This is a genomic window from Blastococcus haudaquaticus, assembly GCF_900230285.1.
Classification (GTDB): domain Bacteria; phylum Actinomycetota; class Actinomycetes; order Mycobacteriales; family Geodermatophilaceae; genus Blastococcus_B; species Blastococcus_B haudaquaticus.
In genome coordinates this window covers 1-15406 of record NZ_OCNK01000005.1, presented here as the reverse complement: position 1 = coordinate 15406, position 15406 = coordinate 1, and the positions used below count along the sequence as shown (strand labels likewise).

The 15406-nt window shown below is 72.2% G+C and carries 9 protein-coding genes and 1 tRNA gene; 7 read left to right on the top strand and 3 right to left on the bottom strand.

The features are described from left to right. Window positions 1-90 precede the first annotated feature (90 nt). Window positions 91-480, bottom strand: a complete 390-nt coding sequence (locus tag CRP30_RS17975) for a DUF1801 domain-containing protein (protein ID WP_200814844.1) — start codon at window positions 478-480, stop codon at window positions 91-93. Window positions 481-967: 487 nt separating this feature from the next. Between CRP30_RS17975 and gltB the strand changes: the two genes are divergently transcribed. The 4 genes from gltB to CRP30_RS17955 all read left to right on the top strand — a co-directional run bounded on the left by gltB (window position 968) and on the right by CRP30_RS17955 (window position 9574). Further along, window positions 968-5623 (top strand): glutamate synthase large subunit, encoded by a 4656-nt coding sequence (gltB, locus tag CRP30_RS17970; RefSeq protein ID WP_097185401.1) that lies wholly within the window; start codon window positions 968-970, stop codon window positions 5621-5623. Further along, on the top strand, window positions 5616-7106 hold the full coding sequence (locus CRP30_RS17965; RefSeq protein ID WP_097185400.1) for a glutamate synthase subunit beta: 1491 nt from the start codon (window positions 5616-5618) through the stop codon (window positions 7104-7106). The genes gltB and CRP30_RS17965 overlap by 8 nt, the downstream gene beginning before the upstream one ends. Window positions 7107-7274: 168 nt before the next feature. Beyond that, window positions 7275-8690, top strand: coding sequence for a pyruvate kinase (gene pyk / locus CRP30_RS17960; protein ID WP_097185399.1), 1416 nt, complete (start codon window positions 7275-7277; stop codon window positions 8688-8690). Then, window positions 8687-9574 (top strand): acyl-CoA thioesterase, encoded by an 888-nt coding sequence (locus CRP30_RS17955; RefSeq protein ID WP_235003521.1) that lies wholly within the window; start codon window positions 8687-8689, stop codon window positions 9572-9574. The genes pyk and CRP30_RS17955 overlap by 4 nt, the downstream gene beginning before the upstream one ends. Here CRP30_RS17955 and CRP30_RS17950 read toward each other — a convergent pair. Further along, window positions 9552-11189, bottom strand: coding sequence for an aminotransferase class V-fold PLP-dependent enzyme (locus CRP30_RS17950; protein WP_235003520.1), 1638 nt, complete (start codon window positions 11187-11189; stop codon window positions 9552-9554). The genes CRP30_RS17955 and CRP30_RS17950 overlap by 23 nt on opposite strands. 215 nt (window positions 11190-11404) lie before the next feature. After that, window positions 11405-11478, bottom strand: a tRNA-Leu gene (locus CRP30_RS17945). A 74-nt stretch (window positions 11479-11552) separates the two neighbouring features. Between CRP30_RS17945 and CRP30_RS17940 the strand changes: the two genes are divergently transcribed. The 3 genes from CRP30_RS17940 to CRP30_RS17930 all read left to right on the top strand — a co-directional run. After that, window positions 11553-12176 carry an ANTAR domain-containing response regulator gene (locus tag CRP30_RS17940; protein WP_097185397.1) on the top strand — a complete coding sequence of 208 codons (624 nt, stop codon included), beginning with the start codon at window positions 11553-11555 and terminating at the stop codon, window positions 12174-12176. A gap of 211 nt (window positions 12177-12387) precedes the next feature. Beyond that, window positions 12388-13716: an ABC transporter substrate-binding protein gene (locus tag CRP30_RS17935; RefSeq protein WP_097185396.1), complete on the top strand. Its 1329-nt coding sequence runs from the start codon at window positions 12388-12390 to the stop codon at window positions 13714-13716. A gap of 255 nt (window positions 13717-13971) precedes the next feature. Beyond that, the coding region (locus CRP30_RS17930) for a 13E12 repeat family protein (protein ID WP_143278492.1) at window positions 13972-15406 on the top strand (1435 nt) is incomplete at its 3' end.

Here is a 15406-nt window from a genome sequence, read left to right as displayed (position 1 = left end):
CGGCGGACCTCAGCGGACGGCCTTCCTGACCAGCTCGGCGATCGCCTTCTCCCCGGCGGCGTCCAGCCCGGCCAGCGCCCAGGACGTCGGTCACATGCCGCCGTCCTCGTCGAGGTTCGCCTCCTCGTTGAACCCGAAGACCGAGTAGCGCGTCCTGTCGGCCTGCCCGCTGCGGAAGAAGCAGACGACCTTGCCGTCCTTGGCCCAGGCCGGCTGCCCGTACCAGAGCTTCGGCGCCAGCTCGGGAGCTGCGGCGGTCACGACGGCGTGCACGCGCTCCGCGAGTGCCCGGTCCGGCTCGGGCATCGCGGCGATCTTCGCCAGCAGGTCCGCCTCCTCGGCCGCCGCCTTCTTCGACCCACCGTCCCGGCGACCCGCTGCCTTCAGCTCGGCCGCGCGCTCCTTCATCGCGGCCCGTTCCTCCGCGGAGAAACCCTCCGCCGGCGTGGGCCTGCTCTTCTCGGTCTTCGCTGTGCTCACGGCTGTCCTCTCGCCCGTCGCGTGGTGGGAGTCGGACGCTAACGACGCCCGGGACCGTGGTGCTTCTCGATTCCTGATCGAGGTGCGCCACCGGGATGCCGGACGCCGGCCGATCGGTGAGGATGGTCACGGGCTGTCGACCTCCGGGCGGGCCGGACACGGACAACTTCCGCCGTGTTCCTGCCGCCACGCCGTGCAGCGTGATTTTCGCCGCTGAGCCCCGTGTTACGGCTGTGTACCCTTCGCAGCGGACCCGCCGGCGATCCCGGCCGGGCCCTACCGTCGGACCGGGCCAGCGTCGCCCCGCGGACGACAGCCCGTCGGAGACCACCCGAGGGGCTCCAGCCTGCCGCACCCGGGGCCGACGTCCCTCCCGGGCAGCCGGCCCTCCGCAGTGCCGTCCGCCAACCCTTGACCCCCGGCCCGGGCTCCAGCCCCGTCCGCTCCTCCCTCCGAGGACGCGGGCGTCGCCGACGACGGGAGTGACATGCCCGACCTCACCGCCCCCGCCGCTCCGAAGTCAGCCGTTCCGTTCTCCGCGGTCCCCGCTGCCTCCGGCCTCTACGACCCGGCGAACGACAAGGACGCCTGCGGTGTCGCCTTCGTGGCCGACGCCCGCGGTCGGCGCTCGCGCGCCATCGTCGCCCAGGGACTGACGGCCCTGCACAACCTCGATCACCGGGGCGCAGCCGGCTCCGAGCCGAACTCCGGCGACGGTGCGGGCATCCTGACCCAGCTGCCCGACGCGCTGCTGCGCGCCAGCGTCGACTTCGACCTGCCGCCGATGGGCGAGTACTCGGTCGGCATCGCCTTCCTCCCCACCGACGACGCCGAGCGGGCCGCCCGCTACGAGCAGGTCGCCGGGCTCGCGGAGGAGGAGGGGCTCACCGTCCTCGGCTGGCGCGACGTCCCGGTCGACCCGGACGGCGCGGACCTGGGGCCGACGGCCCGCGCGGTCATGCCGCACTTCGCCCAGCTGTTCGTGGCCGAGACCATGGGCGGCCGGGCCGACGCGAAGGCCTTCGGCGGGAACGTCGCCCCCAACGGCGTCACCCGGCTCGAGCGGCGCTCGTTCGTGCTGCGCAAGCGGGCCGAGCGGGCCGCGGTCGAGGCCGGCAGCTCGCTGTACATCGCCTCGCTGTCGTCGCGGACCATCACGTACAAGGGCATGCTCACCACCGACCAGCTGCCGCTGTTCTTCCCCGACCTCCGCGACGAGCGCTACGAGTCGGCGATCGCACTGGTGCACAGCCGGTTCTCGACCAACACCTTCCCCAGCTGGCCGCTGGCGCACCCGTTCCGGTTCATCGCGCACAACGGCGAGATCAACACCATCAAGGGCAACCGCAACCGCATGCGGGCCCGCGAGGCGAAGCTGGACACCCAGCTCTTCGACGGCCCGGCCGGCCCCGCGTCGGAGCTGGGACTGGAGCGCATCTTCCCGGTCACCGCCAGCGACTTCAGCGACTCGGCCACCTTCGACGAGGTGCTCGAGCTGCTGCACCTGTCCGGCCGCTCGCTCCCGCACGCCGTGCTGATGATGATCCCGGAGGCGTGGGAGAACCACGACGAGATGGACCCGGCCCGCCGGGCCTTCTACCGGTTCCACTCCTCGATCATGGAGCCGTGGGACGGGCCCGCCGCGGTCTGCTTCACCGACGGCACCCTGATCGGCGCCGTGCTCGACCGGAACGGGCTGCGCCCCGGCCGCTGGTGGCGCACGAAGGACGACGTCGTCGTGCTCGCCAGCGAGGTCGGCGTCCTGGACATCCCGGCCGCCGACGTCGTCGCGAAGGGCCGGCTGCAGCCGGGCCGGATGTTCCTGGTCGACACCTCGTCGGGGAAGATCGTCTCCGACGAGGACGTCAAGGGGGCGCTGGCCGCCGAGCACCCCTACGAGGACTGGCTGCACGCCGGCCTGGTGCACCTGCCCTCGCTGCCCGAGCGCCGCCGCTCGCGGCCCAGCCACGAGTCCGTCGTCCGCCGGCAGATGCTGTTCGGCTACACGGAGGAGGAGCTGCGCGTCCTGGTGACGCCGATGGCGTCCTCCGGCGCCGAGCCCATCGGCTCCATGGGCACCGACACCCCCGTCGCGGCGCTGTCGGACCGCTCGCGACTGCTCTACGACTACTTCGGCCAGCTGTTCGCGCAGGTCACGAACCCGCCGCTGGACGCCATCCGCGAGGAGCTGGTGACCAGCCTCGGGCGCACCTTCGGCCCGGAGCAGAACCTGCTCGCGGCGTCGCCCGCGTCCTGTCGCCAGGTGCACCTGCCGTTCCCCGTCATCGACAACGACGAGCTGGCCAAGATCCTGCACATCGACGACGACGGCGACCTGCCCGGCTTCGCGGCCGTCCGGATCACCGGCCACTTCGACGTCACCGGCGGGGGAGCGGCGCTCGCCGAGGCGATCGAGCAGCTGCGGACCAAGGTGTCCAAGGCGATCTCGGCCGGCGCGCGCATCATCGTGCTGTCCGACCGCGACTGCGACGAGAAGCGCGCTCCCATCCCGTCGCTGCTGATGACCGCCGCGGTGCACCACCACCTGGTGCGCGAGAAGACGCGCATGGAGGTCGGCCTCGTCGTCGAGTCCGGCGACTGCCGCGAGGTCCACCACGTGGCCCTGCTGCTGGGCTACGGCGCGGCCGCGGTCAACCCCTACCTGGCGTTCGAGTCGATCGAGGACCTCATCCGCGACGGCGCGCTCACCGGCGTGGAGCCGGCGCAGGCCGTCCGCAACATGGTCAAGGCGCTCGGCAAGGGCGTCCTCAAGGTCATGAGCAAGATGGGGATCAGCACCGTCGGCTCGTACACGATGGCGCAGATCTTCGAGGCCGTCGGGCTCTCCCAGGACCTCGTCGACGAGTACTTCACCGGCACCTCCTGTCCGCTGGGCGGCGTCGGCATCGACGTGCTCGCCGAGGAGGTGGCCATGCGCCACCGCCGGGCCTACCCGGAGAACCCCACCGAGCGGGCGCACCGCCGGCTCGAGACCGGTGGCGAGTACCAGTGGCGCCGCGAGGGCGAGGTGCACCTGTTCAACCCCGAGACGGTGTTCCTCCTCCAGCACGCCACCCGGTCGCGGCAGTTCGACGTCTTCGAGAAGTACACGCGGACGGTCGACCAGCTGTCGGAGGAGGCCGCCACCCTGCGCGGGCTCTTCGCGCTGCGGACCGGCGTGCGCCCGCCCGTGCCGATCGACGAGGTGGAGCCGGCGAGCGAGATCGTCAAGCGGTTCAACACCGGGGCGATGAGCTACGGCTCCATCTCGGCGGAGGCCCACCAGACCCTCGCCATCGCGATGAACCGGCTGGGTGGCCGCTCCAACACCGGGGAGGGCGGCGAGGACCCCGACCGCTTCACCCCCGACGAGAACGGCGACCTGCGCCGCTCGGCGATCAAGCAGGTGGCGTCCGGCCGGTTCGGCGTCACCAGCGAGTACCTGGTCAACGCCGACGACATCCAGATCAAGATGGCGCAGGGCGCCAAGCCCGGCGAGGGCGGCCAGCTACCGGGCAGCAAGGTCTACCCGTGGGTGGCGCGCACCCGGCACTCGACGCCGGGTGTCGGCCTGATCAGCCCGCCGCCGCACCACGACATCTACTCGATCGAGGACCTCAAGCAGCTCATCCACGACCTCAAGAACGCCAACAACGACGCGCGCGTGCACGTCAAGCTGGTGGCCGAGGTCGGGGTCGGCACGGTCGCGGCCGGGGTGAGCAAGGCGCACGCCGACGTCGTCCTGATCTCCGGGCACGACGGCGGGACGGGTGCCGCGCCGCTGACCTCGCTGAAGCACGCCGGCTCCCCGTGGGAGCTGGGTCTGGCCGAGACGCAGCAGACGTTGCTGGCCAACGGGCTGCGCGACCGGATCACCGTGCAGGTCGACGGGCAGATGAAGACCGGCCGCGACGTCATCATCGCGGCGCTGCTGGGTGCCGAGGAGTTCGGTTTCGCGACGGCGCCGCTGGTGGTGTCCGGCTGCATCATGATGCGGGTCTGCCACCTGGACACCTGCCCGGTGGGCGTGGCCACGCAGAACCCGGAGCTGCGCAAGCGGTTCACCGGGCAGCCGGAGTTCGTCGTCACCTTCTTCGAGTTCCTCGCCGAGCAGGTGCGCAGCTACCTCGCCGAGCTCGGCTTCCGGTCGATCGACGAGGCCGTGGGCCACGCCGAGCTGCTGGACACCCGCAAGGCCGTCGGCCACTGGAAGGCGCAGGGGCTCGACCTCTCGCCGATGCTGGTCGTGCCGGAGCTGCCGGAGGGCGCGCCGCTGCGCCGGGTGAAGTCGCAGGACCACGGCCTCGACGTCGCCCTGGACCAGACGCTCATCCAGCTGTGCGAGGGCGCGCTGCTCGACGCGCGGCCGGTCAGCCTCGAGCTGCCGGTGCGCAACGTCAACCGGACCGTGGGCACGATGCTGGGCTCGATGGTCACCCGCCGCTTCGGGGGCGAGGGGCTGCCCGACGGGACGATCGACCTGACCTTCGGCGGCTCGGCCGGGCAGTCGTTCGGGGCCTTCGTGCCGCGCGGGATCACGATGCGGCTCTTCGGCGACGCCAACGACTACGTCGGCAAGGGCCTGTCGGGTGGCCGGATCGTCGTCCGCCCGTCCCGTGAGGCGTCCTTCGCCGCCGAGGACAACGTCATCGCCGGCAACGTCATCGGCTACGGCGCGACGGGTGGGGAGATCTTCCTGCGCGGTCGGGTGGGCGAGCGGTTCTGCGTGCGCAACTCCGGCGCGCTGGCCGTCGTCGAAGGGGTCGGCGACCACGCGCTGGAGTACATGACCGGCGGCCGTGCGGTGATCCTCGGGGCGACCGGGCGCAACATCGCGGCCGGCATGTCCGGCGGCATCGGCTACGTGCTCGACCTCGCCCGGCACCGCGTCAACAGCGAGATGGTCGACGTCGAGCCGTTGGACGGGGAGTCCGCGCAGTGGCTGCGCGACGTGCTGATCCGCTACGCCGCCGACACCGAGTCGACCGTGGCGCACGCGCTGCTGGCCGACTGGGGCCGGTGGTCGGAGCAGTTCAGCGTGATCATGCCGCGGGACTACCGCCGTGCCCTCGAGGCGCAGCGGATGGCCGAGGCGAACGGGACCGATGTTGATCTTGCGGTGATGGAGGCGGCTCGTGGCTGACTCGACGGGTTTCCTGAAGTACGACCGGGCGCTGCCGACGCGCCGTCCGGTCGAGGTCCGGATCCGGGACTGGAAGGACGTCTACGTCGCCCGGCAGAACGGCGAGGACCCGCTGTTCCCGACGGCGGAGGTCCGCAAGCAGGCGGCGCGCTGCATGGACTGCGGCATCCCGTTCTGCCACCACGCCTGTCCGGTGGCCAACCTGATCCCGGAGTGGAACGACCTCGCCCGCCGGGACGACTGGCACGACGCGATCGAGCGGCTGCACGCGACCAACAACTTCCCGGAGTTCACCGGGAAGCTCTGTCCGGCTCCGTGCGAGGGCTCCTGCGTGCTCAACCTCCAGGAGTCGCCGGTCACGATCAAGCAGATCGAGTGGGAGATCATCGACCGGGCCTTCGAGGAGGGCTGGGTCCAGCCGCAGGCTCCGGCGGAGCGGACGGGCAAGAAGGTCGCCGTCATCGGCTCGGGCCCCGCGGGCCTCGCCGCCGCCCAGCAGCTCACCCGCGCCGGCCACGACGTGACCGTCTTCGAGCGGGCCGACCGCGTCGGGGGCCTGCTCCGCTACGGCATCCCCGAGTTCAAGATGGAGAAGGCCGTGCTCGACCGGCGGCTGGACCAGATGCGCGCCGAGGGCACCCGCTTCGTCACCGGCGTCGAGGTCGGCGGCTCGGGGGAGGACGACCTGTCCACCGAGCAGCTGCGGGCGGAGTTCGAGGCCGTCGTCCTCGCCGGTGGAGCCACCATCGGTCGTGACCTGCCGGCCCCCGGCCGGGAGCTCGCCGGTATCCACCTGGCCATGGAGTACCTGCCGTACGGCAACCTGCAGGCGCTGGGCGAGCTCGAGGCCCCGCCGATCGACGCGCACGGCAAGCACGTGGTGATCATCGGTGGCGGCGACACGGGCGCGGACTGCCTCGGCACGGCGCACCGCCAGGGGGCCGCGTCGGTGACCCAGCTCGAGATCATGCCGGCGCCGCCGGACCGCCGGGACACCGGCGCCAACCCGTGGCCCACGTACCCGATGGTCATGCGCGTCTCCAGCGCGCACGAGGAGGGCGGCGAGCGGCTCTACTCGGTCAACACCGAGCGCTTCGTCGACGACGGCGACGGCAACGTGCGGGCGCTGCTGCTGCACGAGGTCGAGCGGGTCGACGGCCGCTTCCAGAAGGTCGAGGGCACCGAGCGCGAACTCCCGGCGGACCTCGTCTTCCTGGCCATGGGGTTCACCGGTGCCCAGCGCGAGGGGCTCGTCGACGCCCTCGGTGTCGAGGTCGACGGGCGCGGCAACGTGGCCCGCGACGAGGCGTTCATGTCCACCGAACCCGGCGTGTTCGTCGCGGGGGACATGGGACGTGGCCAGTCGCTCATCGTGTGGGCGATCGCCGAGGGGCGGGCCGCCGCCGCGGCCGCGGACACCTGGCTCACCGGGAACTCCATGCTCCCGGCGCCGGTGGCCCCCACGACCGTCGCGCTCCGGTGACATCGCGCTCCTCCGGACCGCACCGCGGTCAGCAGCCGTACCCCGGTCCGGAGGAGCGTGTCAGTCCCTCCTGCGCGGAGCCCTCCGGGCCCCACTCGGCGGGGCACCCGACACGCGGTCGCCGGGCCGCGGGCGAGATCATTTCGTCTAGCCACTAGCGTTATCGCCATGTCCCGCCGCGCCAAGATCGTCTGCACCCTCGGACCTGCGACCAGCTCCCTGGAGCAGATCACCGCCCTCGTCGAGGCCGGCATGGACGTCGCCCGGCTCAACTTCAGCCACGGGGCGCACGAGCACCACGCCACCGCCTATCGGCTGGTCCGCGAGGCATCGGACGCCACCGGCCACGCCGTCGCCGTCCTCGCCGACCTCCAGGGCCCGAAGATCCGGCTGGGCACCTTCGCCGACGGTCCGGTGAACTGGCCCACCGGCTCGCAGGTCTGCATCACCACCGAGGACGTCCAGGGCACCGCCGAGCGGGTCTCGACCACGTACAAGAACCTCTCCGACGACGTGCGGGTGGGCGACCGGCTCCTCGTCGACGACGGCAAGCTCGCCCTCACGGTGGTGCGGACCCAGGGGCCGGACGTCTTCTGCCTCGTCGTCGAGGGCGGCGAGGTGTCCAACAACAAGGGCCTGTCCCTGCCCGGCGTGGCGGTGAGCGTCCCCGCGCTGTCGGACAAGGACGAGGAGGATCTCCGCTTCGCCCTGCACCTAGGCGTCGACTTCATCGCCCTGTCGTTCGTCCGGTCACCGGCGGACTTCGAGCTCGTGCGCGACATCATGCGGCAGGAGGACGTCACCGTCCCCGTCATCGCGAAGCTCGAGAAGCCGGAGGCGGTCGAGAACCTCGAAGCGATCGTCGAGGCATTCGACGGGATCATGGTGGCCCGCGGCGACCTCGGCGTGGAGCTTGCGCTGGAGCAGGTACCGCTCGTGCAGAAGCGCGCCGTCCAGGCCGCCCGGGAGCGCAACAAGCCGGTCATCGTGGCCACGCAGATGCTCGAGTCGATGATCACCAACTCGCGCCCCACCCGCGCCGAGGCCTCGGACGTCGCCAACGCCGTCCTCGACGGTGCGGACGCGGTGATGCTGTCGGGGGAGACCTCCGTGGGGGCGCACCCGATCGGGGCGGTGCGCACGATGGAGCGCATCATCGACGCCGTCGAGAGCGACACCCTGTGGGTGCCCGACGTGGCCCGCCGCTCCCGGTCGCGTTCCGGGGCGATCGTCCGCGCGGCGAAGGACATCGCGGAGAGCCTGGACGTGAAGGCCCTCGCCACCTTCACGCAGACCGGGGAGACCGCGCGCCGTCTGGCGGCGCTGCACCCGCGGCAGCCGCTGCTCGCCTTCACCGTCGACGCGCGGGTGCGCAGCCAGCTGGCCCTGTCCTGGGGCGTGGAGACCTTCCTGGTGCCGATGGTCGAGCACACCGACGACATGGTCGCCCAGGTGGACTTCTCGCTGCTGTCGATCGGGCGGCTCAAGGTCGGCGACCGCGTCGTCGTCGTCGCCGGCAGCCCGCCGAACACCGTGGGCTCCACCAACCTGATCCGTGTGCACGAGGTGGGCACCGACTCGTGAGCTCACGCGGGGGCGGTGCGGGGGAGAGCCAGGCCGCGGCGCTCATGTCCGTGCTGGGCCTCGAGGAGCGCGACACGGACGTCTTCGTCGGCCTGACCCCGAGCACGGAGCGGCAGCGGATCTTCGGCGGTCAGGTCGCCGGCCAGGCGCTGATGGCCGCGGAGCACACGGCGCCTGCCGACCGCGCCGTGCACTCGCTGCACTCGTACTTCCTCCGGCCCGGAGATCCCTTCGAGGAGATCCGCTACGAGGTCGACCGGATCCGTGACGGCCGGTCGTTCACGACGCGGCGGGTCGTCGCCCGCCAGCACCGCAAGGGCGAGGACGTCGCCATCTTCGCGTTGACCGCCGACTTCCACGCCGGTGAGCAGGCGGTCGCCGAGCACTGCCTGCCCATGCCCGACGTACCGGCGCCGCAGACCCTGCCGGGGACGGCCGAGATCGTCGCCCGGCACGGGGACAAGGCGGCGTGGATGGCCGCCATGGGGTCGGTCGTGGAGCAGCGGTTCCTCGAGGACCCGTTCGCGGCTCCGCCCAAGTCGCCGCCGGACACGAAGACCCGCACCTGGCTCCGGGTGGCCGGCGAGCTGCCCGACGAGTCCGCCGTCCACGCGGCCGCACTGACGTTCGTGAGCGACCTGACGCTCCTGTCGGCGGGCTTCGCCCGCCTCGGGGGAGGGTGGCCCGACTTCATCGGCGCGAGCCTGGACCACGCTGTGTGGTTCCACCAGCCGGTGCGGGCCGACGACTGGTTCCTCTACGAGACCGACAGTCCTGCGGCCTCCTACGGGCGGGCGCTGTGCTTCGGGCAGATCTGGGCGGCCGACGGCACGCACGTCGCCACCGTCGCCCAGGAGGGCCTCATCCGGTCGCTGAAGGACTGAACGACTCCTCGGCGGGTTCGACGTCGGCGGGTTCGACGTCGGCGGGCTCGGCGGCGGCCGTCTCGGCCTCCGCCTCGCTGATGGTTCGCTCCGCGGCCTCGCGCGCGGCGGTGCGCTGGGCTTCCCGCTCGGCCTCCAGCTCCGCGGCCGCGGCGGCGAAGTCGGTGGCGAGGAACTCGTGGTTCTCGCGCAGGAGGGCCCACATCCGCTCCACGTGGGCGGGAGTGGTCGCCGGTGAGCCGATGGCGACCCGCAGCACCGCCCGGCCACCGACGTTGGTGTGGGTCAGGAACACCTCGCCGCCGTCGTTGAGCCGTTCCAGCAGGGTCATGGTGGCGACGTCGGCGTCGACCTCGTCGCTCCAGCGCGGCCGGAGGCAGACCAGCGCGAGCGGGTGCGGGGCGACCACGTCGAAGCGCTCGTCCGCGTCGGCCCAGGCGGCCAGCTGCTGGGCCATGGCGACGTGCGAGCGGATGTGCGCCCGGAGGCCCTCGGCGCCGTACCAGCGGAGCACGAACCACAGCTTGAGGGCGCGGAAGCGGCGGCCCAGCGGGACCTGCCAGTCGCGGAAGTCCACGACTGCCCCGGCGTCGGTGGCGGCGTTGCGGAGGTACTCCGGGAGGATCGCGAGCGCACCCGTGAGAGCCGCGCGGTCGGCGACCCAGAAGAGCGTCGCGTCGAAGCCGGTGAGCAGCCACTTGTGGGCGTCGGTCGTGTAGCTGTCGGCCCATTCGACGCCGGCCTGCAGCTCGCGCAGCTCCGGGACGATGCCGCTGACGCCGGCGTACGCGGCGTCGACGTGCAGCCAGACGCCGTACTTCTGGCAGATCGGACCGAGCTCGGCGAGCGGGTCGATCGCCGTCGTCGAGGTGGTCCCGACCGTGGCGCAGACGAGCACCGGGGTGAAGCCACGGGCGACGTCCCGCTCGAGCCGGGCGGCCAGGGCGGCCGGCCGCATGGCCAGGTCGCCGTCGACCTCCACGATGCGGACGGCGTCGCTGCCGAGACCGGCGATCCGCACGGCCTTCTCCATGGAGGAGTGCGTCTCGGCGGAGACGTACACGGTGGCGCGGTCGGGGTCGACGCCGTGGCGGACCGTGGCGCCGGTGCTCGCGCGGTGGAGCGCGGCCAGGAGGGCGACCAGGTTGGCGCCGGAGCTGGAGTCCTGGACCACGCCGCCACCGGTGCCGGTGGACCGGAAGGACGCGGGCAGTCCCAGGAGGTCGGCGAACCAGTCCATGACGTGCTGCTCGAGCTCGGTGGCGGCGGGGCTGGTCACCCACGACATGCCCTGGACGCCGAGGCCGGCGGACACCAGGTCGCCCAGCACGGACGGACCCGAGGTGTTCGCGGGGAAGTAGCCGAAGAAGCCTGGGTGCTGCCAGTGCGTCGTGCCCGGGAGGACGACGCGCTCCAGGTCGGCGAGGACGGCGGAGAACGGCTCGCCCTGCTCGGGGGCCTGGGTTGGGAGGGTGGCGCGCACGTCGCCGGGGGAGACCTGGGAGCGGACCGGGAACTCGCCGATCCGCGACCAGTAGTCGGCGATCCAGTCGACGACCTCGTGGCCGTGCTGCCGGAACTGCTCGGGAGTCATGTGCGGCGCAGGCTCGGTCACGGGCCGAGGGTATTCGGCACGACGAGTGGGCCCCGGAGGGGTCCGCGAGGAGCGTCGGACAGGGGACGAGGACGCTGGGACAGGAGCCGCTCTGCGAGACGGTGCGAGGAGCGGGGCCCGAAGGGTCCCCGACGAACACCGGAGATGAGCTCAGCGCAGGGAGGGGACGGCACCTGGCCGCGGTGCCGATCCGAAGGATCGGCGATTCGACAGAGTGCCCCCGGTGCGACTCGAACGCACACTGCGCGGGTTTTGAATCCGCTCCCTCTGCCGATTGGGGTACGGGGGCGTGCCGGGATGCCCGGCGGGCCAGGGAAGCCTATCGGTGACGCCGTCGACACCTGACGTGGCTAGGCTCCATCCGTGAGCAGCGAGACGATCCGGGTCATCATCGCCGAGGACGAGGCACTCATCCGCCTCGACCTCAAGGAGATGTTGGAGGAAGAGGGCTACTCCGTCGTCGCCGAGGTCGGGGACGGGCAGCAGGCCGTGGACCGGGCCCTCGAGCTGCGGCCCGACCTGGTCATCCTCGACATCCAGATGCCCGTGCTGGACGGCCTGTCGGCGGCCGAGCAGATCGCCCAGGCCCGGGTCGCGCCGGTCATCGTGCTCACCGCGTTCAGCCAGCGGGAGCTCGTCGAGCGGGCGCGCGACGCCGGTGCGATGGCCTACCTGGTGAAGCCCTTCTCCAAGAACGACCTGGTCCCCGCCATCGAGGTGGCGCGCGCACGGTTCTCGGAGATGACGGCGCTGGACGGCGAGGTCCGCACCCTCGAGGAGCGGCTGGAGACGCGCAAGGTCGTCGAGAAGGCGAAGGGTCTGCTCATGTCCGAGCAGGGGATCACCGAGGCGGAGGCCTTCCGGTGGATCCAGCGGACGGCCATGAACCAGCGGACGTCGATGAAGGCTCTGGCGCAGACCATCGTCGACGCCGGCGCCGTGGCCGACGCGACCCCCGGCACCGCCGCGGGCGACGCTCCCGCCTGACCGACGGCGCCGTCTGCGCCCCTGTGTCACCCGTGTGACGCAAGGTTCCGGCGTGTTGTCGGCGTGACACGCCGAGATCACGACCTCATCACGGTCCGTGTGAGGCCGGGTGCATCGCTCCCCGTGGCAGTTAGGTTCTCCGCACCGATCGGCGTCCATGCGCGGATTTCCGCTCACCGACGCAGAGAACGATGACACTGGGAGTTCCTTGATGCGCACTGGCACCACTGCCCGCAGCATCGCCGTCACTGGTGCCGCCCTCCTCGCCATCTCCGCCTGTGGCGGCGGTAGCGAGGACGAGGGCGGCGACACCGGCGCTGACAGCGGTGAGAAGCAGGTCAACATCTACGGCACCGACGGCAACATGGGTAACGCCCTCGGCGAGGACTTCTCCGAGGAGGGTTCCCTCGCCGGGATGCGCGGGACCACGCCGCTCACCGACCTGTCCTCGGACTTCGTGGACCGCCTGAAGGAGGTCGACCCCGAGCTCCAGGACCTCAACTACGCGGGTGAGACCTACGACGCGATCGTCCTGGCGGCGCTGGCGGCCCAGGCTGCCGGCACCAACCAGGCCACGGCCTTCGCGCCCTACGTCAACGGACTGACCTTCGGTGGCGAGGCCTGCACCGACTTCGCCGCCTGCGCGGAGATCCTGGCCGGCGGCGGCAACGTCGACTACGACGGTGCCTCCGGTCCCCTGAGCTTCGCCGAGGCCGGTGAGCCGGCCGAGGCCAGCTTCGGCATCCTGCAGTTCGGTGACGACAACGCCCTCGACGACGACGCCACGGAGTTCGTGCTCGCCGGCGACGAGGCCAACGCCGCCACCGACGAGGGCCCCGACCCCGTCCCGACCGCCACGGGCGGCGCGCCGCTGGTCGTCGGGACCCTGCTCCCGCTGACCGGGAACCTCGCGTTCCTCGGCCCGCCGGAGGTCGCCGGCGCCAAGCTCGCCATCCAGGACATCAACGAGGCCGGTGGCGTCTTCGGTCAGCCGGTCCAGCTCGTCGAGGGTGACTCCGGCGACGCCTCCACCGACACCGCGACGCAGACGGTCGACCGTCTCCTCCAGTCGGGCGTCAACGTGATCGTCGGCGCTGCGTCCTCGGGCGTGAGCCTCACCGTCATCGACGCCATCACGCAGGCCGGCGTCATGCAGATCTCGCCGGCGAACACGTCGGACCAGTTCACGACCTACAACGACAACGGCCTGTACTTCCGTACGGCGCCGCCGGACACGCTGCAGGCTCGCGCCCTGGCCGACCTGATCATCGAGGACGGCAACAACACCGTCGGGATCCTGGCCCTCAACGACCCGTACGGCACCGGTCTCGCGGAGAACACCCTGCAGAACCTGGTCGACGCGGGTCTCTCCGAGGACGACATCCAGAGCATCACCTACGACCCGCAGGCTGCGAACTTCGACTCCGAGGTCCAGCAGATGGTCGACTTCAACCCCGACGCCATCGTGGTCATCGGGTTCGAGGAGTCCTCGCGGATCCTCGAGGGTCTCAACTCGAACGGCGTCGGCCCGCAGCGCTGATGCACCTCGCCGGATGCTGATCCGGTAGCGCCACCGCAGTGGCCCGGCACCGTCTCGGTGCCGGGCCACTGTGCTGTTCCGGGCCTGTCCTGCCGGCGCTCGTCCACACCCTCTGCTGATCGTCCACAGGCGCTCCTTCTGCTGGTCGCGCGGCTGGCCGACCGCTAGGATCGAACGCATGTTCGATGATGCGCATGCCGTTCCGGAGGGCCGCTGGTCGGCGCTGGAGGAGCGGCTGCGGCCGGGCTGGTGGCCGTGTTGCCGCTGCGCGTGGAACTCATCGAGCAGCGCCGCCCGGTCGTCCTCGCGTCCGCCTCGCACGGGAACGGGCGGACGCTGCGCTCGGTGGTGGACGGCGCTGCGCTGACCGGCGGGGTCGAGCCCGAAGGTCTGCCGCTGGCCCGGTTGCTGGAGCGCGGCGCGGGTCATCTGCGGGCGGCGGCGGAGGCGCAGCGGGTGCAGTCGGAGGCGGCCGCGCAGCAGGCCCGCGCGCTGGCCGGGTTCGCCGCGGCCCGCCCGGCGTCGGTGTTGGACCGCGCCGACCCCGAGGTGGGTGCGGCGGCGGCCTCCTCCCGGGCGGCCCGGCCGGCGGCGCTGACGGCGGTGAGTGAGTGGGCGGTCGATGAGGTGATGGTCGGGTTGAGCCTGTCGGCGCCGGCGGCCGCGGCGCTGCTGGCCGACTCGATCACCCTGGTGCAGCAGCTGCCGGCCACGCTGGCCGCACTCGAGGTCGGGGACCTGTCGTGGGCGCACGCCCGGATGCTGTGCGAGGTGCTCGCCCCGATCGCCGAGGACACGGTCCGCGGACAGGTGGAGGCCCGGGTGCTGGCCCGGGCGGGCGGGAAGAACGTGTCCGCGCTGCGGGTCGCGGCCAAGCGGGCGGTGCTGCGCGCGGACGCGTCGGCGGCCGCCCGGCGGCTGGCCGCCGCGGTGCGGGACCGGTCGGTGCGGGTGCACCCCGGTGAGGACGGAATGGCGTCGCTGACCGCGACGCTGCCGGTGCCGGTCGCCCGGGCCTGCTACCGGATGCTGGAGGCCTACGCGCTGGAGTGCGCGACGCCCGGGGACGGGCGGACCAAAGATCAGCGGATGGTCGACTGCCTGGTCGATCTGCTGCTGCGCCCCGACGCCGACGGGCGGCCACCGGTGCGCGCGCAGCTGACCGTGGTCGCCGGCGTGGGCACCCTCACCGGCGGCGACGAGCCCGGTGAGGTCGACGGCCAGCCGGTTCCCGCCGAGCTGGTCCGCGCCCTGGCCACCGCCCTCGGCCTGCTCCCGCCGACCCCACCCGACAACCACGCAGCCACCCACCCCGACACCGACCCCGACACGGCCGCCGACACCGACACCGACGCCGACACGGCCGCCGGGACGGACCCCGCCGACTCAGACAGCGACGCGACAGAGACCGACACCGAAACCAGCACCGAAACCAGCACCGAAGGCAGCACCGGCACGGGCACGGGCGGGCAGGGGTCGGCGTTGGCCGACCTGCTGAACCTGCGGTCGGTCGCCGGAACCGGGCTGGCCGAACTGCCCCGGATCGCGGTCATCGACGAACTGTCCGGGCAGCTGCGCGCCCTCACCTTCCCCACCGAGATCCGCCGCACCGCCACCACCGGACAGAGCCTCCGGCCACCGCCACCGACCGCCGGCTACCAGCCGAGTGCGGCCCTGCAGCGGTTCGTGC

Coding starts and splice junctions, on each gene's coding strand:
- gltB (WP_097185401.1), top strand. CDS start 968: ATGCCCGACCTCACCGCCCCCGCCGCTCCGAAGTCAGCCGTTCCGTTC.
- pyk (WP_097185399.1), top strand. CDS start 7,275: ATGTCCCGCCGCGCCAAGATCGTCTGCACCCTCGGACCTGCGACCAGC.
- CRP30_RS17935 (WP_097185396.1), top strand. CDS start 12,388: ATGCGCACTGGCACCACTGCCCGCAGCATCGCCGTCACTGGTGCCGCC.